Here is a 19,217-nt window from a genome sequence, read left to right on the forward strand (position 1 = left end):
TGCTAAGGTTTCAGATCATGTTGTACAGAAACGTGTTGCAATTCGGTCAGTTTTTTTTCCAGCTCCTTAATTTTTTTTTCTATTTCGGGCAAACGGTTTACCATTACTTGTGAGCGCATGTGCTCCTGATAATGAGTAGCAGGCGCGCCTGCCCATTTCTTATTTTCTTCGTTAATTGATCTGCTGATGCCAGATTTTGCCTGCACTTGCGAACCTTTGGCCACACTAATATGGCCTACCACGCCAACTTGTCCGCCTAAAATTACATTTTCACCAATTTTTGTACTGCCCGAAATACCGGTTTGTGCTGCTACAACAGTATTGCAGCCAATTTCTACATTATGTGCAATCTGGATAAGGTTATCCAGCTTAACTCCTTTTCGGATAATGGTTGAACCCATAGTAGCGCGGTCAATGGTTGTATTTGCGCCAATCTCTACATCATCTTCAATAATTACATTACCAATCTGGCTAATTTTCTGATAACTGCCATCACCTTGCGGGGCAAAGCCAAAACCATCGCCACCAACAATTACACCTGAATGAACAATGACATTATTACCAATAATACAGTCAAAATAAATTTTTACACCGGCAAACAAAGTAACATTGCTGCCAAGTTGTACATCATCAGCCAGATAAGAATTTGGGTAGATGCGGCAATTGTTGCCAATTTTAACATTTGGGCCGATGTAAGTAAAAGCGCCGATGTAAACATCCTGGCCAATTTGTGCAGAGGGATGAATAAAACAAGGCTGCTCAATACCGGCTTTTGCTAATTTACTCTGGTTATATTTTTCGAGCAACACAGAAATAGCAATGTAGGGGTTCTCTACACGGATAAGGGTAGTGTTTATAGGTTCTGCTAAAAGCTGATCGTTATTAACAATAACAACCGAAGCTTTGGTGGTGTATAAGAACTGCTCGTATTTAGGATTGGCTAAAAAAGACAAACAACCTTCTTCTGCTTCTTCTATTTTTGCTAACTGATTAACCGTTACTTCAGGCTTACCTTCAACAGTTCCATTTAACAATAAGCTGAGTTCAAGTGCGGTAAATTGCATCGGGACAAATTTAATTCTAAATATCAAAGCAGCAAATTATAAACCAGCTGCAATAAGTATTGTTACAAACCTTTAATTACACATAAAACATATTTTATCACCCGTTTAGATAACGAAATAAGGTTTGAATTATCGCTGGCATCGGCAATGTCCTGCACTTCACCATTTTTAAGTAAAATCCTGATATTCTCGTCACCAACCTTATAAGCATCATTTACTATACGATCTGTAAAAACATAATAACCGGCTTCTTCTTCGTCTATTAGACCGAGTTTTTCTTTTACCAGTTGCTTTAATTCTACCGTTTGGTCTATTGCCGGCGGTATGTTGGTTATTTCTACGCGATACAAATTACGGCTAATAAAACGTTTGCAGAGGTCAGACAAGATAAAGTCTGAATGGTTTACCCAAACTTTTACGGCTGATAAAATATCTGTATCATCCAGGTTAATAAACGCATCTAAATGCCGTGCATCCATTACGAATGCTTCTTTTAGCACACTTTTATTTAGGAAATGCGCCAATGCAGGTGTCGCAAATAAATCTGCACCGCTTAAAGCCAGTTCGCGGCTCCGTTCTAAAATTTTAACCAGCAGCATTTCGGCAGCAATAACAGTTTTATGCAGATAAACCTGCCAGTACATTAATCTACGCGCAATCAGAAATTTTTCTACGGAGTAAATGCCTTTTTCTTCCACTACAATATGATCATCCCGGACGTTTAGCATTTTAAGGATCCGGTCAAAACTGATCACACCTTCAGAAACGCCGGTAAAAAAACTATCACGGTTCAGGTAATCCATCCGGTCGATATCCAACTGCCCCGAAACCAACTGATGTAAAAAATGCTTCGGATAAGTATCATTAAAAATAGCAATTGCCATTTCCAGTTGCCCGTTAAACTCTTTGTTCAATCGGTCCATTAATAATCTGGAAATCATTTCGTGCGATACTCCTTTTACCAGGGTATTTTCAAGTGCATGCGAAAACGGCCCGTGGCCAATATCATGCAATAAAATAGCGATTTCTACGCCTTCTTCTTCCTCAGCCGAAATTTCAACGCCTTTGCTGCGCAAGGTTTCTACCGCAAGTCCCATTAAATGTAGGGCGCCAAGTGCATGATGAAAACGGGTATGCAACGCACCGGGATAAACCAAATGTGTCATCCCCAATTGTTTGATGTAGCGCAACCGCTGAAAATAATGGTGCTCTACCAGATCAAAAATCAGGTCGGTTGGTATAGTGATAAATCCGTAAACCGGATCATTAATGATTTTCTTTTTATTCAAAATTAATGCTTCTTTAAAAAACGCCTTTAAAGTAAAACTAAAATACCGCTTTCCTGCTTTGTGTTAAATTTTGTTAAGTTTATACAGCTGAAGCAACAAAACGTTGCCTACAGGGTTTAATTTTTTAAACAAATACTAAAATGCAGGATACTACTATATTATGGGCCGATGATGAGATTGACTTTCTGAAACCACATATATTATTTTTAAACGAAAAAGGTTACACGATTAAAACTGCAACTAATGGCGCAGATGCGGTTGATATTTTCAAAAACAACAATATTGATTTAGTTTTTCTGGACGAAAATATGCCGGGCATGACCGGTTTAGAAACGCTGACTGAAATTAAAAACATTAATGCAGATGTACCTATTGTAATGATTACCAAAAGTGAAGAAGAACACTTGATGGAAGATGCAATTGGTTCTAAAATTGATGATTACCTGATTAAGCCGGTTAACCCGAAGCAAATTTTGCTTACCATTAAAAAACTGACCGAAAACAAGCGTTTGGTTACGGCTAAAACCACAATGGCTTACCAGCAGGATTTCCGCACGCTTGGAATGAGTTTGAACGATAACCTGAGTTACCAGGAATGGGTTGATGTTTATAAGAAACTAATTTATTGGGAACTCGAGCTGGAAAAACTGGAAGATGCAGGTATGCACGATATCCTGACTTTGCAAAAGGCAGAAGCAAACACACAATTTTCCAAATTCATTGAAAAAAATTATTTGAAATGGATAAAGGAACAGGATTCGGCACCAATGCTTTCACATCAATTATTTAAAAAGAAGGTTTTTCCGCAGCTAAATCCTACTTCGCCCACTTTTTTTATTTTGATAGATAATTTACGTTATGACCAATATCGCATCATTCACCCAATCATTTCAGAATATTTTCGTCTGGAAGAAGAAGATACTTACTTCAGTATTTTGCCAACAGCAACGCAATATGCGCGTAATGCCATTTTTGCCGGTTTAATGCCACTGGATATGGAAAAACGCTTTCCGGAAATGTGGCAGAACGATGAAGATGAAGGCGGCAAAAACTTGTTTGAAGAGCAGTTTCTGGCCGATCAGCTTAAAAGGACACTACGCAGAGACTGTAAGTTTTCTTATCATAAAATTTTAAATATTGATGAAGGCCGTGCATTAAACGATTCCATCAGCAACCTGATGCAAAACGAACTGAATGTGGTTGTTTACAACTTTGTAGATATGCTTTCGCATGCACGTACAGATATGCAAATGATACGCGAACTGGCCAGCGGAGATGCCGCCTACCGCTCATTAACGCTTTCCTGGTTTGAGCATTCCCCTTTGTTTGACTTGTTGAAATTTCTGGCGCAAAAACAGGTAAAAGTGGTTATCACAACCGATCATGGAACAATCCGTGTAAAAAACCCAAGCAAGATTATTGGCGACAGAAACACGAATACCAACCTGCGTTACAAACAAGGCAAAAATTTAAATTACAATGCCAAAGAAGTATTTCACATCCGCAACCCGCATGATGCCATGCTGCCGAAACTACATGTAAGTTCCAGCTTTGTGTTTGCCAAGGAAGATAAATACTTCGTTTACCCGAACAATTTTAACCACTTTGTTAACTTTTATAACGAAACTTTCCAGCATGGAGGTATTTCTATGGAAGAAATGATTGTGCCAATTGCTACTTACGGACCGAGGTAGAATGCTTCTTTTACAATACTTTTTTTATATTTGATCATGGTTACGATTTTAAATAAGGATAGCGATCTGACTGAAATCAAGAAGGCAATTGCAAAGCGAAAAGTCAAAAAATATTTTGATGCAAAAAAATTTTGTGGTGCTTTAAAATTTGAAGAAGACGGATTGAAAATTCAACAGCAACTCAGGAATGAGTGGGAATAAGGTTTTCTTAGATACTAATACTTGTATATACCTTCTGAATGGAAATAAAATTTTAGCCGACTTTTTACAAGGGCAGGAAATTTTTATTTCCATTATCAGTGAGATAGAATTGTTTGCATATAAAGGAAATGATTCAAATTCTACAGAAATTCTGAACAATTTTATTCAATCTATAGATGTGATTGATTTAGATCAAACTATTAAAAGTATTACTATCGAAATAAGAAAAACTTTTAGACTAAAACTTCCTGATAGTATTATTGCGGCTTCGGCTATTTCAAATAATTTACCTTTTATTACTGCTGATAAAGCCTTTACGACTGTTAAAGAACTGGATTTAATTTTATTTGAAATATAGTAAAGTGACTACTTTTATTTATACTGAAAAAGAAATAGAAAATGCTGTGGATTTTCTATTGTCCAGAGTTCAAAACCAAAAAATCCTACTCTTTTACGGCGAGATGGGTGCCGGGAAAACTACTTTTATCAAAGCTTTTTGTGCTGCTTTAGTCGTTACAGACACCGTTTCAAGCCCGACTTTTTCTATCGTAAATGAATATGAGTACCCCGAAGGTATAGTTTATCATTTTGACTTTTATCGCCTTAAAAACCAAGCCGAAGCTTTAGATATTGGTGTAGAAGAATATTTCTATTCCGGCAATTACTGTTTGATCGAATGGCCGGAAAAAATACCAGATTTATTACCCGAAAATTCTCTTAAAATTTTGGTTGAAGTACAGCCCGATCAACAGCGAAAATTAACAATAGCGAAAATTTAATCTCATTTCGGCTTATATTTGCTTAATTTCAGCAACCGCAAATAGAAACAATATGAGTTCAGGCACTTTAAGTGGTTTTTCAGATGTCGCCAAACAGGCAATGATGCAGCCGCAGGAATCGATGCTGGAAGTAAGGAACAAAAAAAACAAGCTTTACATCGGCATTCCCAAAGAAACTTCTTTTCAAGAAAACCGCATTGCCATTACGCCGCTTTCGGTAGCAACATTGGTAAACAATGGCCACACTGTAATTTTAGAATCAAACGCCGGGCTTGCAGCTAATTTTACAGATAATAATTACAGCGAGCAAGGCGCACAGATTGTGTACGATGCCAAACAGGTTTACCAGGCAGATATTATCCTGAAAATTGCCCCGCCCACTTTGGCCGAGATTGAGCTGATGAAGATGAACCAGACTCTGATCTCTACGCTGCAAACTACAACCATTAAGCCGGAGTATTTACACGCCCTCATCAACAAAAAAATAACAGCACTTTGTTTTGAGGATTTGCAGGATGAAGGCGGTTCTTTAAGTGTGGTACGTGCCATGAGCGAAATTGTTGGCGCTACTTCTATCCTGATTGCAGCTGAATATTTAAGCAACGTTTTTAACGGAAAAGGCTTGATGCTTGGCGGCATTACCGGTGTTCCGCCAACAGAAATTGTGATTTTAGGCGCCGGAACTGTAGGAGAATATGCCGCACGCACAGCTTTGGCCTTGGGTGCACAGGTAAAAGTTTTTGATCCTTCTATTTATAAACTCCGCCGTTTGCAAAATAATATTGGCAGCCGCGTTTTTACTTCGGTTATCCAGCCAATTGTGTTGGAAAAAGCCATTACTACTTGCGATGTTGCTATCGGCGCGATGCGTGCAAATGCTGGCCGCAGCCCTTGTTTGGTAACCGAGGAAACGGTAAGCCAGATGAAACCAAACTCTGTTATTATTGATGTGAGCATCGACCAGGGCGGGTGTTTTGAAACTTCGGAAGTAACCAACCACACCAATCCGGTTTTCCGAAAATATGATGTAATCCATTATTGCGTACCCAACATTGCCTCCCGCGTAGCGAGAACAGCAACTTATGCCCTTACTAATATTTTTGCCCCTATTTTATTGGACATTGGCGAACACGGCGGTTTAAAAAATGTGATTTGGGAAAAAGCAGGCGTACGCAATGCCGTTTACATTTACCAGGGGCATTTAACCAGTCAGTATTTGTCTGAACGCTTTAATATCCCCAGCAAAGACCTTGACCTGCTAATCGTTTCTAACCGGTAAAAGCAGCGGTTAATTAAATATGCTGTTTTTACCGAATAAAAACACCAAATGAAAAAATACTTCGCTTTAAAATATTTTAAAAGAACCGGCAAAATTTTAATAGCCACTTTTAATGGCTTTACTAACGACAAAGGTTTAAAACTAAGTGCTTCGCTTGCCTATTATACTGTTTTTGCCTTAGCGCCACTGCTGATGCTGGTGATTTCATTGATCAGCACTTTTTTGGGGCCGGATGCCGTTCAAAATAACATCTATCCGCAAATTAAATCTTATGTAGGTAGCAGTGCTGCATCTCAGATTCAGGAAATGATCAAGAGCGTATCACTTTCCGGAAAAACCGGCATTGCTATTTTTACCAGTGTAATTACCTTAATTATTGGTGCAACCAGTATTTTTTTAGAAATCCAGGATTCCATCAATATGATCTGGTGCGTAAGGGCAAAACCGAAAAAAGGCTGGGTTAAGATGTTGACCAACAGGCTGATTTCTTTTTCGATGATTATCAGCTTAGGATTTTTGCTCCTGGTTTCCCTGATTGTTAACGCTTTGGTTTTGGCATTAAGCACACACATAACGCGGTATTTCCCCGAAATTACCATCCAGCTATTTAACCTCATTAATATTGGCATTACTTATATTGTAATTGCAGTGCTTTTCGGAATTATTTTTAAGTTTTTGCCTGATGTTAAAATTGCCTGGCGCGATGTTCGTACCGGTGCTTTTTTTACCTCCCTTTTATTTATGCTGGGAAAGTATCTGATTGGCGTTTACATCCAGACGACGGGAACAGGCTCTACTTATGGCGCTGCCGGTTCATTAATCGTAATTTTGGTTTGGATTTACTACACATCAGCCATTTTATATTTTGGGGCCGAATTTACCCGCGTTTATGCAGAAGCTTACGGAGATAAGATTGAACCTGCAGAATACGCCGTACACGTTGAACAAAAAGAAATTGAGCGTGATGTTAAAGTGCTGCCGCCGCAACATCATTTAGAAGAATAATGTGCCAATGCTTCTTTTATCACCTAAAAATTAGTGTGATAAAAGAAGCATTGGCAAGTTACAATTCTACAAATCTTACTTCGGTTTCTTCGGTCCTAAGTTTAACAGATTACCGCGAAAAAACCCTCATCGCATTGCAACTGCTTGATGAAAAACAGCTGCTAAAAGAAGCATTAAATTACTATCTGCGGAGATAAAATGAAAGCATAGTCCAGTCTAAAGAAATAATAATATCTTAGAAGCACCAATTACGATTGTTATAAACCATTTTCATAAAAACTTAAATAACCTGATGAATAAACCCACCTTCTTGTTAGCGTTCTTATTCCTGGCTTTTATAAGAAATTTAGCTGCTGCCCAAACTCATGATATAGCTTATTACACTAAAAATGCACCGTTTAAAATGCCTGATGTACCAGGACCGGTTATTCCAAACCAAACCTTTTCTATTACAGCTTATGGTGCAGTAAGCGATGGCAAAACATTAAATACACAAGCAATAGCCAAAGCGATAGATGCCTGCTCTAAAGCTGGTGGTGGCCATGTAATTATTCCTGCGGGAAATTGGCAAACCGGACCGATCGAAATGAAAAGTAATTTAGACTTGCATGTAGAAAAAGGTGCAAACGTAATTTTCACTACAGATCATACACAGTACCCTATGATGGCAGAATCTAAAAACAGTTATACTGTTACGCCGCCAATCTGGGGGAATAAACTGGAAAATGTTTCTATTACGGGTGAAGGTTCTTTTGATGGCAACGGCCAAACCTGGCGGCCCCTAAAAAAAGGAAAAGTTAGCGCAGCAGAATGGCAAAGTGTTGTTGCTTCCGGAGGAGTTTTAAGCGCTGATGGTAAAATCTGGTGGCCAAGCAGGGATGCTTTAAACGGAGAGGCTTATTTAAAACAACTGAAAAACAAGCAAAACGTAACAGCAGAAGATTACCTGCCAGCACGGGATTATCTGCGGCCAAAAATGGTAGTAATTAACAATACCAAAAACCTGATGATTGACGGGCCAACATTTAAAAACTCGCCGATGTTTGTCATCAACCCAAAAGGAATTACCAATTTAATTATCCGTAATACCAAAGTTCATAATGATTACTCGGCACAAAATGGTGATGGTATCGACATCAGCGCCAGCAAAAACGTGGTAATTTACAGAACAACCGTTAGTGTCGGCGATGATGGTATTTGCATGAAATCGAGCGGGAATGGTGATGAAAACAACGCAGCTTTGGAAAACGTATTGATTGCAGAATGTACGGTTTTACAAGGACATGGCGGTTTTGTTATCGGCAGCAATACGGATGGCGGCATGAAAAATATTTACGTAACCAACTGTAATTTCTTTGGAACGGATATTGGCATCCGGGTTAAAAGCAATGCTGGCCGTGGCGGTCCGGTACATGCTGTTTTTATCGACCAAATTTCGATGAGCAAAATTATTAACGAAGCTGTTTTGTTTGATACCTATTACGAAGATGTACCGGCCGGAAAAGAAAAAGGTGCAGAAAGAACGGTGAATGATAAAGTGCCGGATTTCCATGATTTCCACATCAGCAACATTATTTGTAAAGGTGCCAGAACAGCTATGTTTTTTAGAGGGTTACCAGCTATGCCGGTACATGATATTTACTTTGAAAATGTAAACATTGAAGCAGAAGAAGGCGTAGTTGCCAAAAGCATTAAGGATATTACATTTAAAAATGTGAAGTTGGTTACAGCTAAAAAACCAGCAATTGCAGCAGCAGATTTAAAGTTTATAAAAGTAACAGACTAAAAATTTACGATCAGGGCAATGCTTCTTTTATCACCCCAAAATATGAATTATGGCTGCTTATAATACAAATATTATGGCAATATTAATATATATTAACAGCTTAAATATAAGTAATTTTCGCTTCAACTAAACCTTTCGCTAATTTTTCGGTTTCATCTATTATAAAAAAGAAACCAAAATTTTGAAAAAGCCTAATTTAAAAATGTTTGCCATGGGATTGTTAGCTATGGCAGCAGTTTCCAGCTGTTCTGTTCATACACGGGAATATAACCGAAGGCCGCCAAGGCATGATCGCCATCATGATGATCACCGTGACGGAGATCACAGAGATGAGCATGATTATCGCAATTATTAATTAACAATCTAATCCTAAAAATCTTATGAAATTCCTAAAAGTAATTGTTATCGCATTAATTACTGTTTTTGCTTTTAACAATGCCGAAGCACAAATTCGTGTTAAAGTAGGCGATAACCCCCGCCGCCATCGTAAAGTTGTTGTTGTAGAAAGACGTACTCATCATGTACCGCATCACAGGTATGTGGTGGTAAAACGTTATCATCACTAAGATTAATACAAAGTACCCTACAAAAAATGCCATCAGAAAATGCTGATGGCATTTTTTATATGGTAAAAGAAGCATGGCTTTATCCGTTATAAATCCTTTTTATTTTCCTGTTAAATTTTTCTATTGCAAAATCCACCTTATTTAAATAACTGGTTTGGGCTTTTAATGCAATTGCAGAACAAGTATTTCCATCAGCAGGCATTAGCCTTAGTTGTTTAATATGTGTCCGGAAATAATAAACCAGATGGACAGCAACAGTATCGGCATCCGTTTTAAGGGCAAAATCAGCCATAATAACCTGGTTAGGATTAAAATAACTGATCCTCTTACTTTTAGCCGCCAGAAAACTCCAGATGGTTTGCTCTAACCAGGGAATACCTTTTTTTATGCCTTTACTAATAACTGCATCATTAATTAACTGTTCAATAAAACTCAGGTTAAACAAATTATGCGGGAAATAAAATATACCAGAGTTAACGTTAGGAAAAACCGGTATCTTAATTTTAAGTAAATCAATAGGCGTAAAAGAATAAGCATTCTGATTATCGTACATAAATACTGGTGTTTCGTCCAGTTCTGGCAGCACAAACTTTTTCAGAAAGTAAATATCACTATCAATGTAAAGCACGTCCTGGTTATCATACAACATAATATCAAATAATTTCTGGGCATAATTTGTACTGTTTCTATAGTGGTTACAGGCCGGATAATCCGCCAGCATTGTTTGAAGTTTTCTGTCCCTTTCTCCCTTTCTGATAACAACACTGTTTTTTAAGCTGGATAATAACCGTTCCTCATCTGCTGGTGTAATCGAACCATCTTCAAAAATTTCCAGGCAAATTTCATCACATGAATGCTTTAGAAAACTTTGCAAACACTCGATAGAAAAATCTAAATTATTATGCCCTAAAAGGGTTTTACAATGTATAGGTTTTACCATAAGCCAAATTCAAATTTTAGCAAAATCTTTAGTTTGAGGTTTAGTAACAGAACTGGTTATCTAAAGTATAAATTTAATACTGGTAAAAAAAGCAATTGAACATTAGCATTAGTTAGATAAGAATTTTAAAAAAGCCAGTTTATTAAAATACGGTTTTACTTTTTGGAAGTTTCAGAAAACGGGGGAACAAATTTTTACCCGGTAAAAGAAGCATCAACAATAATTAACCACAGCCTTTTGGGTACAGCTTATTATTTTTATTTTTGGTTGATATGATGCAGTCTGGTAATAACTACGATTTACTGCTAACCAAAATGGATGAATTCATCCGGAAGTATTACTTAAACAAGTTGCTTCGTGGATTGATCTTTTTGGGCGCTGCGCTATTTTTTAGTTATCTGGTTATTACTTTTTCTGAGTATTACGGCCATTTCAACACTTCTTTCCGCTCGCTTATTTTTTACGGCTTTATCCTGTTAAACCTTTCACTTTTTTGCTGGCTGGTTGCGCCGTCTTTGCTGGCTTATTTTCGTTTAGGGAAATTGATTTCGCACGACCAGGCAGCAGAAATTATTGGCCGATATTTTCAAAACGTGCAGGATAAACTGCTCAATACACTTCAGCTAAAAAAAATTGCGGACCAAAATCCGGAAAGAAAATTGCTGATCGAAGCCAGTATCAACCAAAAAATAGCAGAATTAAAACCAGTTACTTTTTCGGCTGCTGTAAAAATCAACGAAAATAAACGTTTTTTAAAGTGGGCTTTAATTCCGCTGTCATTAATTATAATGGTTGCTTTGGTTGCACCGTCGATTATTCATGACGGAACGGAACGTATCATCAAACACAACCAGTATTTTGCACCAAAAGCTCCTTTTAGCTGGCATATTTTAAATAGATCGCTTTCCGTTGTTCAGGGCCAGGACTTTAAATTGAACCTAAAATTAACCGGCAACGAATTTCCGGAAAGTGTTTACTTAGAAACCGGCAAAAACAGTTTTAGGCTGGACAAAGAAAACTTAAGCTCTTTTTACCATACTTTTTCTAACATTCAGCAAAATATCCGTTTTCGTTTAGTTGGAAATGATTTTTCTTCAGAAGAATTTGAAATCAAAGTCAACCCAAAACCATCTTTACTGCATTTGGATGCACGCTTGGTTTATCCTTCTTATCTCCATAAACCTGCTGAAAATATTAATAATGCTGGTGATTTAACTTTACCGGAAGGAACAGTTGTACAATGGGAACTGCATACAGAAAATGCAAGCGAAGTCCAGTTTTCGCTCAATCAAAAAACAACTTTAATTACTGCGGATAATGACATATTTAAACACCAGGAAAAGTTGTTAAAATCTGGTTCTTATGCAGTAAAGCCAATCAACCATTTTGTTTCTTCTGCTGATTCTGCTACTTACCGTATTTCCGTTATTCCAGATTTGCCGCCGGTAATTGCTGTGGAGCAAAAAGCAGATTCTGTCAGTTCTAAAGCACATTATTTTACCGGAAAAATCCAGGATGATTATGGCTTCTCGTCTTTAACTTTTCATTATTCGGTCCGTAATCCGGCTTCTCCGCAAAAAAATAAATCTTACAGTTTGCCTGTTAAAGCTGATTTGCATCAAACATCTTCCACGTTCTTCTATTTTTGGTCGATAAAAGAAGTATCGTTAAATCCCGGAGACGAGCTGGTTTATTATTTTGATGTTGCGGATAATGATGGCGTAAACGGGGCAAAACACAGTAGAACGCCAGAGCAAACTTTACATATTCCAACAGAAACAGAACAGAATAAAACTTTGGATGCAGGCACGCAATCGGTAAAAAATAAAATGCAATCAGCCATTAAACTTTCTGCGGAAGTTGAGCGCGATGCACAAAAATTAAACAGGTTATTGCTGGATAAAAAAACGCTTTCTTTTGATGAGAAAAAGCAGGTAGCAGATTTGCTGCAAAAACGCCATGAACTGGAAGATTTGGTAAAGGATATGCAAAAGGAAAACGAGCAGAATTTGTACAACCGCCAGGAAACCAAACAACAAAACCAGGATATTTTAGAAAAACAGAAACAGATCAACGATTTGTTTAAAAACGTGCTGGACGAAAAAACCAAAGAACTGCTGAAAAACCTGGAACAAATGCTTCAGGAAAACCAAAAGGATGAAACGCGCGAAGATGTGGGTAAAATGCAGATGGACAATAAATCCCTGCAAAAAGAGCTTGACCGGATGCTGGAACTGTACAAACAACTGGAGTTTGACCAGAAGCTGAACGAGAGCATTAACCAGTTGGATAAATTAGCTGAAAAGCAACAGGCTTTAGCAGAAAAGAGTGCCCAAACGAAGCAAGATGCCAATCAGCTTAAGCAGGAACAGGGAGCGATTAAAAAAGATTTTCAGGATTTAGAGAAATCTTTAAAAGAGCTGGAACAGAAAAACGAAGCTTTGGACAACAAGAACAATTTTGAAACGCCCAAAGCCGAACAGCAGGAAGCCGAACAGCAAATGGACAAGGGCGAGGAAAACCTAAGCAAAAACAACAAACAAAAAGCTTCGCAGGCACAGCAGCAGGCAGCATCAGCCATGCAGAAAATGAGCAGCAAAATGAAGCAGATGCAGCAGCAGGGCGAAGAGCAGGAATTGCAACTGAACGTACAACAGCTTCGGGCAATTTTAAAAAACCTGGTTACAAGTTCTTTTAACCAGGAAAAAGTAATGCAGGTTTTTAAGCAATTAAATGCTTCCGACCCGGATTATGTAAACCAAACGCAGCAGCAGCAAAACATAAAAGATAACCTAAAAACAGTAGAAGATAGTTTATTTGCTTTAAGCAAGCGTGTCCCGCAAATTGAATCTACCGTAAACAAAGAAATTACAGCGATTAATACCAACATCGATCAGGCAATTGCCAACTTAGGTGAACGACGGACCGCAGAAGCAAACCGTAACCAGCAATTTGCCATGACATCTATGAACAACTTAGCCTTAATGTTAAATGAAGTGCTGGACCAGTTGCAAAATGCCATGAAAAATGCAAAACCGGGAAGCGGTAAACAAAAGCAGCCTTCTATACAGCAACTGAGCCAGATGCAGCAGGAACTGAACAAAAATATGCAGAAAGCACGCCAGCAAATGCAGCAGCAGGGCAACCAGGGACAGCCAGGCCAACAAAAAAACGGGATGAGCGAGCAGATGGCAAAAATGGCCCGGCAGCAGGAAATGATACGCCGGGCATTACAGAATATTAACCAGCAAGAAAACAAAGACGGTAAAAGCGGGTTAGGTAATCTTGGTGATATTACGAAACAAATGGAACAAAGTGAAACCGATCTCGTAAATAAGAAAATTGAAACGGAAACGTTAATCAGACAACAGAAGATACAAACAAGGTTGTTAGAAGCTGAAAAGGCAGAACAGGAACGGGAACAAGACCAAAAGCGGGAAAGCCAGGCTGGCAAAAACACTGCTCCAGGTTATCAGAAGGCATTGCAGGGCTATCAGCAGATAAAAAATAAGCAAACAGAACAGCTTATTACCATACCTCCGGATGTAAATCTGTTTTATAAATCGAAAATAAAGACTTACTTTAACGAAATTAACCGCAAATAATAATGGTGCAACCAGTAAAAGTATCAGACGGCGAATTATACACGCTTCAGCTTCCTTCAACTATGGAGAGCATTTCCCGCTTAGAAAACCTGGTTGAAGAAATCTCAGAACGCTATCATGTTAGTGAAGATACTTTTGCTAATATGATGACTTGCTTAAACGAAGCGTTGATTAATGCAATTGTGCATGGCAACCAGTCTGATCCGAATAAAAAAGTATATATTAATGCAGAAGTTACCGATAGTAAAAAAATTGTTTGGACGGTAGCTGATGAAGGGCCGGGCTTTGATTATAATAATATACCTGATCCGACTGCCCCGGAAAACTTAGAAAAATTAACCGGGCGTGGTGTTTTTATTATTAAACATCTGGCAGATCAGTTTATTTTTAATGCACGCGGAAATGAAGTTGAACTGCACTTCAAAATTTAAGCATTTTGGCTAAAATTAATTTTTTTGAAGAAGAGATTGATTTCAAATTAAAAAACAAAAAGAATTTACGCAACTGGATCGAACAAACTATTGTTGCAGAAAATCATATTTTAAAAGAAATTAACTTCATCTTTTGTTCCGATAAGTATCTGCTGAAAATCAACCAGGATTATTTACAGCATGATACTTATACAGACATTATTACTTTCGATAATTCTGAAACAAAAAAAGAAATTGCAGGCGATATTTTTATATCGGTAGAAAGAGTAGCAGAAAACGCTTCAACTTATCAAATTACAACTTTAGATGAACTTTATCGTGTACTAATCCACGGTACCCTGCATTTATTGGGTTATAAGGATAAATCTGCTAAAGACAAAAAACTAATGACAGATAAAGAAAACTTTTATCTGGCCAGCATGGTTAATAACAACCAGAAATAAGGCTATATTTACTTAATCTTAGTTTTAAAAAAATGATAAAATCACTTGCTATTATCCTTGCTTTAGTTTTTACTGCCCCTAATTCTGTTTATGAATTTAAGCTAAAAACAATAGATGGTAAAAACTTTAACCTTGCTGCATATAAAGGTAAAAAGCTGCTTATTGTTAATACGGCGTCTAAATGCGGTTTTACGCCACAATATGCAGAACTCCAAAAATTATCGGACCAGTACAAAGACAAAGTTGTGGTGATTGGTTTTCCGGCCAATAATTTTGGCGGACAAGAACCCGGAGCAAACCCTGCAATTAAAGAATTTTGCCAGAAAAATTATGGCGTTACTTTCCCTTTAAGCGAAAAAATTAGTGTTAAAGGCGATGACATCAGTCCGTTGTTTAAATACCTGACTACAACAGAAAACCCTGATTTTACGGGTGATATCCAATGGAATTTTGAGAAGTTTCTGATTGATGAAAACGGAAAATTGATCCATCGTTATCGGTCAAGTGTAAAACCACTATCAACCGAAATTACAAGCCAACTATAAAAAAGGTTGCTAAAAAGAGCTTTCTTACATCAAGGAAGCCCTTTTTTTATACAAGAAATTTCTGATATTTTTTTCTGCTGATCATTTCGGCACCTAAAGATTCCAGGTGTTCCGTATACATTTGGCAGTCAATCAACTCATACTCTTTTTGCTGGCACAATGCAATAAGTGCTGCTTTAGAAGCATTGCTAACTTTACTGAACATGCTTTCCCCGCAAAAAATTCGGTTAACTTCCACGCCATATAAGCCACCCACTAACTCCTCTTTTTCCCATACTTCTATTGAATGTGCTTTGCCAATATTGTGCAGTTTAAGATAGGCTTTTTCCATATCATTAGTAATCCAGGTACCTCTTTGGCCATCACGAACTACACGGGCACAAGCACGGATTACCGCTGCAAAATCCAGGTTAAATGTAACTTTAAACTGTCCGGACCGCAGCACTTTACGCATACTTTTTGATATTTTTAACTTATACGGATAAAGCACAAAACGTTCATTTGGCGAATACCATAAAATGGGTTGCTTGTTGCTGTACCAGGGGAAAATGCCTTGTGCATAAGCATTCTGTAACCGCTCTACGGATAAATCTCCGCCAATGGCCAGCAACCCGTCCGGTTCCGCCAATTCCGGATCAGGGAAAACAGGCTTTTTATCTAACTGAAAAATCATGAATTATTCTTACAGCAACGTTAATCTTTATTTTACGAAATCTGCCTTCGTACTTAATTATTGCTTATCCATCCATACCGTATAAACACTAAAAATATTCTTACTTCTTTTAAACGGTTATTGTTTTGCCTCTAACTATCTGTTTAAATAATGCTTCTTTTAATAACCTAAAATTCAGTTTGTTATCTGATTAAACTTTCTGAAATTTGATAGGTCATATCTATCTAAATTTAAGCCAATGAACAATTTCAAGCAAATTAAACATTTGTATGCACGCGCCGCATTTGGTATTCGCTTTGAAGATCTGCACGACCATGAACACTGGTCGGTAAAAAAGGCTGTAAAAAAACTGTTTAAAGCATCAGAAGTTAATGAGCCGCTGCTTGCAATTGACGAAAACATTGATTTGCGTTATCGCTTAAACCAAATGGAGGAAACGCGAAAGCAAATCCAGCAAGACCGAAATCAGCAGGAAAAAAAATTAAATACGGCCTGGATTGAAAGGATGGGCACAACTGATGCCCAATTGCGCGAAAAGCTCACCTTGTTCTGGCATAACCATTTTGCCTGCAACATTGGCAATTCGTTATATGCGCAGCAGTTGAACAATGTAGAACGCAAAAACGCACTCGGCAATTTTAAAACATTAGTGCTGGAAGTTTCTAAAACGCCTGCCATGCTGCAATTTTTAAATAATCAGCAAAACCAGAAAGGCCATCCGAATGAAAACTTTGCCCGGGAATTGATGGAGCTTTTTACTTTAGGCAGAGGCAATTATACCGAAGATGACATTAAACAATCGGCCCGTGCTTTTACCGGCTGGGCTTTTGACCGAAATGGAGAATTTACTTTCCGGCCAAGAGTACATGATGAAGGCGAAAAAACCTTTTTTGGTAAAACCGCTAATTTTTGCGGAGAAGATATTATTGATACTATTCTTGCCCGAAAAGAATGTGCTTCTTTTATCAGCAAAAAATTGTACCGCTATCTGGTAAACGATACGATAGACGAAAACCACGTAAAACAAATGGCAGACGTTTTTTACAATTCTAATTATGAAATTAAGCCGCTTTTAGAATATATTTTTACAGCTGACTGGTTTTATGAAGATAAAAACATAGGCAACCTTATCAAATCACCGGTAGAATTGCTGGTTGGCCTAAACCGGCAGTTTTATATCAGCTATCAAAATCCGGATGTGTTAATACAGTTTCAGCGTGCCCTTGGCCAGTTACTTTTCAGGCCGCCAAATGTTGCCGGTTGGGCGGGCGGTAGAAATTGGATAGATAGTTCATCCTTAATGTATCGCATGAAAATCCCTTCTATTATATTAAATGCCGGTTTAATTGAGTTTGAAGGAAAAGCAAATCCGGAAGATGAAGCATATCTGGCAGCAACACGCAAACAGCAATTAAACGTAATTAAACGCGTACAGGCACAACCAGACTGGACTAAGTTTATGGCCGATATCCCTAAAAATACTTCAAACGATGAAATTGCCCGTTTTATGCTTGAACCGGTTGCTAATAATCTGGAGATAAAAGAAGCAAGCCAGATTAATGATATTAAAACTTTAGTGATACAATTGGTTTCCACGCCTGAATATCAGCTTTGTTAAATCCTCATCCCTCAACTTCGTTAAAAAGAAAATCATGAAAAGAAGAGATTTTTTAAGAAATACAGCCTTGGTTTCCGGCGCATATCTTATCCCGGCTTTCCTGAAACCTTTTGAGGCTTTGGCCATGAATGATTTAACCGGCTTTAAAAATCTGGTTATCATTCAGCTTTCGGGCGGCAATGATGGTTTAAACACGGTTATTCCTTACGGAAACGATGTATATTACCAGAAACGGAAAACGATTGCTGTCAATCCAACTGATTTGATTAAGCTGGATGATATGCAAGGCCTCAACCCAAACCTGGCAGCATTAAAAGAGCTTTACGATCAGGGCTGGATGAGCATTATTAATTCTGTTGGCTATCCAAACCCAGATCGTTCGCATTTCAGGTCTATGGACATCTGGCAAACTGGCAGCGAGGCAAATCAGTTTCTTTCTACCGGATGGATTGGCCGTTATTTAGATTCTAATTGCCAGACTTGTAAAAATCCTTATACAGCTATTGAGGTTGATGACACCTTATCTTTAGCCATGAAAGGGCTTACCAAAAAAGGAATTGCAGTACAAGACCCGAACAAGTTGTTTCAAACCACGCGCGAACCATTTTTTAAAGATATGGTGCACGCGCATCAGGATCATTTAAATGAAGATAATTTGGGTTATCTGTATAAAACGATGATCGAAACTTATTCTTCAGCAGATTATATCCAGAAAACAGCAAAAACATACCAGGTTAAAGCAGATTATCCGGCAACGGGATTAGGCAATCAACTTAAAACTGTTTCAAAATTTATCAATTCTGGTTTGCAAACGCGTGTTTATTATGTTTCTTTAAGCGGTTTTGATACGCATACCGGCCAGCAGGCACAACAAGGCCGGCAGTTAAAAATTTATGCAGATGCTGTTGCTGCTTTTATCAAAGATTTAAAGCAAACCGATAAACTGGATGATACTTTGGTAATGACTTTTTCTGAATTTGGCCGCCGTGTAGAACAAAATGCAAGCAATGGAACAGACCATGGAACAGCAAATAATGTATTGATTTACGGAGGAAAACTAAAGAAAGCGGGCATTTACAATCCTGCGCCTGATCTGGTTAATTTAAACCAGGGCGATTTGCAATATCAGGTAGATTTTCGGGATGTGTATGCTACGGTTTTAGATAAATGGCTGGATGTAAACAACAGCCAGATTTTAAACAAGCAGTTTGCAGGATTGGACTTTGTGTAGCTGAATGCTTCTTTTACCGCATAAAAAAAGGTGCTTTCAAAATCGGAAGCACCTTTTTTAGTAAATGT

20 protein-coding genes are annotated in these 19,217 nt (G+C 38.0%); 16 read left to right on the forward strand and 4 right to left on the reverse strand.

The features are described from left to right. Positions 1 to 2 precede the first annotated feature (2 nt). Both lpxD and GO621_RS01285 read right to left on the reverse strand, forming a co-directional pair. A complete protein-coding gene (lpxD, locus tag GO621_RS01280) occupies positions 3 to 1,064 on the reverse strand; it encodes a UDP-3-O-(3-hydroxymyristoyl)glucosamine N-acyltransferase (RefSeq protein WP_157563281.1) in 1,062 nt (353 codons plus the stop codon). Positions 1,065 to 1,126: 62 nt separating this feature from the next. Further along, positions 1,127 to 2,353, reverse strand: coding sequence for an HD domain-containing protein (locus tag GO621_RS01285; RefSeq protein ID WP_157563284.1), 1,227 nt, complete (start codon positions 2,351 to 2,353; stop codon positions 1,127 to 1,129). Between the two features lie 140 nt (positions 2,354 to 2,493). On the opposite strand from GO621_RS01285, the gene porX reads away from it, so the two are divergent. From porX to GO621_RS01335, 10 genes are all read left to right on the forward strand, one after another. Continuing rightward, entirely contained in the window at positions 2,494 to 4,047 is a 1,554-nt protein-coding gene (porX, locus tag GO621_RS01290) for a T9SS response regulator signal transducer PorX (protein ID WP_157563285.1), read from the forward strand. 36 nt (positions 4,048 to 4,083) lie between these two features. Continuing rightward, positions 4,084 to 4,248, forward strand: coding sequence for a hypothetical protein (locus tag GO621_RS01295; protein WP_157563288.1), 165 nt, complete (start codon positions 4,084 to 4,086; stop codon positions 4,246 to 4,248). After that, positions 4,235 to 4,606, forward strand: a complete 372-nt coding sequence (locus GO621_RS01300) for a PIN domain-containing protein (protein ID WP_157563291.1) — start codon at positions 4,235 to 4,237, stop codon at positions 4,604 to 4,606. The genes GO621_RS01295 and GO621_RS01300 overlap by 14 nt, the downstream gene beginning before the upstream one ends. Positions 4,607 to 4,610: 4 nt before the next feature. After that, the gene (gene tsaE, locus GO621_RS01305; RefSeq protein WP_317163363.1) at positions 4,611 to 5,027 is read left to right on the forward strand and encodes a tRNA (adenosine(37)-N6)-threonylcarbamoyltransferase complex ATPase subunit type 1 TsaE; all 417 of its coding nucleotides are present in this window, start codon (positions 4,611 to 4,613) and stop codon (positions 5,025 to 5,027) included. A gap of 52 nt (positions 5,028 to 5,079) precedes the next feature. After that, positions 5,080 to 6,306 carry an alanine dehydrogenase gene (locus GO621_RS01310; protein WP_157563297.1) on the forward strand — a complete coding sequence of 409 codons (1,227 nt, stop codon included), beginning with the start codon at positions 5,080 to 5,082 and terminating at the stop codon, positions 6,304 to 6,306. Positions 6,307 to 6,354: 48 nt separating this feature from the next. Next, positions 6,355 to 7,311 carry a YihY/virulence factor BrkB family protein gene (locus GO621_RS01315; RefSeq protein WP_157563299.1) on the forward strand — a complete coding sequence of 319 codons (957 nt, stop codon included), beginning with the start codon at positions 6,355 to 6,357 and terminating at the stop codon, positions 7,309 to 7,311. A 35-nt stretch (positions 7,312 to 7,346) separates the two neighbouring features. Next, the gene (locus GO621_RS01320; protein ID WP_157563302.1) at positions 7,347 to 7,508 is read left to right on the forward strand and encodes a hypothetical protein; all 162 of its coding nucleotides are present in this window, start codon (positions 7,347 to 7,349) and stop codon (positions 7,506 to 7,508) included. Positions 7,509 to 7,603: 95 nt separating this feature from the next. Next, positions 7,604 to 9,097 carry a glycoside hydrolase family 28 protein gene (locus tag GO621_RS01325; RefSeq protein ID WP_157563304.1) on the forward strand — a complete coding sequence of 498 codons (1,494 nt, stop codon included), beginning with the start codon at positions 7,604 to 7,606 and terminating at the stop codon, positions 9,095 to 9,097. A gap of 211 nt (positions 9,098 to 9,308) precedes the next feature. Next, the gene (locus tag GO621_RS01330) at positions 9,309 to 9,452 is read left to right on the forward strand and encodes a hypothetical protein (protein ID WP_157563307.1); all 144 of its coding nucleotides are present in this window, start codon (positions 9,309 to 9,311) and stop codon (positions 9,450 to 9,452) included. Positions 9,453 to 9,477: 25 nt separating this feature from the next. Then, positions 9,478 to 9,663 carry a hypothetical protein gene (locus tag GO621_RS01335; protein WP_157563310.1) on the forward strand — a complete coding sequence of 62 codons (186 nt, stop codon included), beginning with the start codon at positions 9,478 to 9,480 and terminating at the stop codon, positions 9,661 to 9,663. A 79-nt stretch (positions 9,664 to 9,742) separates the two neighbouring features. On the opposite strand, the gene GO621_RS01340 is transcribed toward GO621_RS01335, so the two are convergent. Next, positions 9,743 to 10,603, reverse strand: a complete 861-nt coding sequence (locus GO621_RS01340) for a hypothetical protein (protein ID WP_157563312.1) — start codon at positions 10,601 to 10,603, stop codon at positions 9,743 to 9,745. 272 nt (positions 10,604 to 10,875) lie between these two features. On the opposite strand from GO621_RS01340, the gene GO621_RS01345 reads away from it, so the two are divergent. The 4 genes from GO621_RS01345 to GO621_RS01360 are packed head-to-tail and all read left to right on the forward strand — an operon-like array spanning position 10,876 to position 15,627. Further along, the gene (locus GO621_RS01345; protein ID WP_232335561.1) at positions 10,876 to 14,208 is read left to right on the forward strand and encodes a DUF4175 family protein; all 3,333 of its coding nucleotides are present in this window, start codon (positions 10,876 to 10,878) and stop codon (positions 14,206 to 14,208) included. Between the two features lie 2 nt (positions 14,209 to 14,210). Further along, positions 14,211 to 14,639: an ATP-binding protein gene (locus tag GO621_RS01350; RefSeq protein ID WP_157563314.1), complete on the forward strand. Its 429-nt coding sequence runs from the start codon at positions 14,211 to 14,213 to the stop codon at positions 14,637 to 14,639. A gap of 5 nt (positions 14,640 to 14,644) precedes the next feature. Continuing rightward, positions 14,645 to 15,082, forward strand: a complete 438-nt coding sequence (gene ybeY / locus GO621_RS01355) for an rRNA maturation RNase YbeY (protein WP_157563317.1) — start codon at positions 14,645 to 14,647, stop codon at positions 15,080 to 15,082. A 35-nt stretch (positions 15,083 to 15,117) separates the two neighbouring features. Continuing rightward, positions 15,118 to 15,627 (forward strand): glutathione peroxidase, encoded by a 510-nt coding sequence (locus tag GO621_RS01360; RefSeq protein ID WP_317163369.1) that lies wholly within the window; start codon positions 15,118 to 15,120, stop codon positions 15,625 to 15,627. 46 nt (positions 15,628 to 15,673) lie between these two features. On the opposite strand, the gene aat is transcribed toward GO621_RS01360, so the two are convergent. Next, a complete protein-coding gene (gene aat, locus GO621_RS01365) occupies positions 15,674 to 16,300 on the reverse strand; it encodes a leucyl/phenylalanyl-tRNA--protein transferase (protein WP_157563323.1) in 627 nt (208 codons plus the stop codon). Between the two features lie 238 nt (positions 16,301 to 16,538). Between aat and GO621_RS01370 the strand changes: the two genes are divergently transcribed. Together GO621_RS01370 and GO621_RS01375 are read left to right on the forward strand one after the other, a co-directional pair. Then, positions 16,539 to 17,918 (forward strand): DUF1800 domain-containing protein, encoded by a 1,380-nt coding sequence (locus GO621_RS01370; protein WP_157563325.1) that lies wholly within the window; start codon positions 16,539 to 16,541, stop codon positions 17,916 to 17,918. A 34-nt stretch (positions 17,919 to 17,952) separates the two neighbouring features. Continuing rightward, entirely contained in the window at positions 17,953 to 19,149 is a 1,197-nt protein-coding gene (locus tag GO621_RS01375) for a DUF1501 domain-containing protein (protein ID WP_157563327.1), read from the forward strand. The last annotated feature ends 68 nt before the right edge of the window (positions 19,150 to 19,217 follow it).

Source organism: Mucilaginibacter arboris, from assembly GCF_009754915.1.
Taxonomy (GTDB): domain Bacteria; phylum Bacteroidota; class Bacteroidia; order Sphingobacteriales; family Sphingobacteriaceae; genus Mucilaginibacter_A; species Mucilaginibacter_A arboris.

Coding starts and splice junctions, on each gene's coding strand:
- GO621_RS01295 (WP_157563288.1), top strand. CDS start 4,084: ATGGTTACGATTTTAAATAAGGATAGCGATCTGACTGAAATCAAGAAG.
- GO621_RS01335 (WP_157563310.1), top strand. CDS start 9,478: ATGAAATTCCTAAAAGTAATTGTTATCGCATTAATTACTGTTTTTGCT.
- porX (WP_157563285.1), top strand. CDS start 2,494: ATGCAGGATACTACTATATTATGGGCCGATGATGAGATTGACTTTCTG.
- GO621_RS01315 (WP_157563299.1), top strand. CDS start 6,355: ATGAAAAAATACTTCGCTTTAAAATATTTTAAAAGAACCGGCAAAATT.
- GO621_RS01375 (WP_157563327.1), top strand. CDS start 17,953: ATGAAAAGAAGAGATTTTTTAAGAAATACAGCCTTGGTTTCCGGCGCA.
- GO621_RS01350 (WP_157563314.1), top strand. CDS start 14,211: ATGGTGCAACCAGTAAAAGTATCAGACGGCGAATTATACACGCTTCAG.
- GO621_RS01330 (WP_157563307.1), top strand. CDS start 9,309: ATGGGATTGTTAGCTATGGCAGCAGTTTCCAGCTGTTCTGTTCATACA.
- GO621_RS01310 (WP_157563297.1), top strand. CDS start 5,080: ATGAGTTCAGGCACTTTAAGTGGTTTTTCAGATGTCGCCAAACAGGCA.
- GO621_RS01345 (WP_232335561.1), top strand. CDS start 10,876: ATGATGCAGTCTGGTAATAACTACGATTTACTGCTAACCAAAATGGAT.
- GO621_RS01370 (WP_157563325.1), top strand. CDS start 16,539: ATGAACAATTTCAAGCAAATTAAACATTTGTATGCACGCGCCGCATTT.
- GO621_RS01340 (WP_157563312.1), bottom strand. CDS start 10,603: ATGGTAAAACCTATACATTGTAAAACCCTTTTAGGGCATAATAATTTA.
- GO621_RS01325 (WP_157563304.1), top strand. CDS start 7,604: ATGAATAAACCCACCTTCTTGTTAGCGTTCTTATTCCTGGCTTTTATA.
- lpxD (WP_157563281.1), bottom strand. CDS start 1,064: ATGCAATTTACCGCACTTGAACTCAGCTTATTGTTAAATGGAACTGTT.
- aat (WP_157563323.1), bottom strand. CDS start 16,300: ATGATTTTTCAGTTAGATAAAAAGCCTGTTTTCCCTGATCCGGAATTG.
- GO621_RS01300 (WP_157563291.1), top strand. CDS start 4,235: ATGAGTGGGAATAAGGTTTTCTTAGATACTAATACTTGTATATACCTT.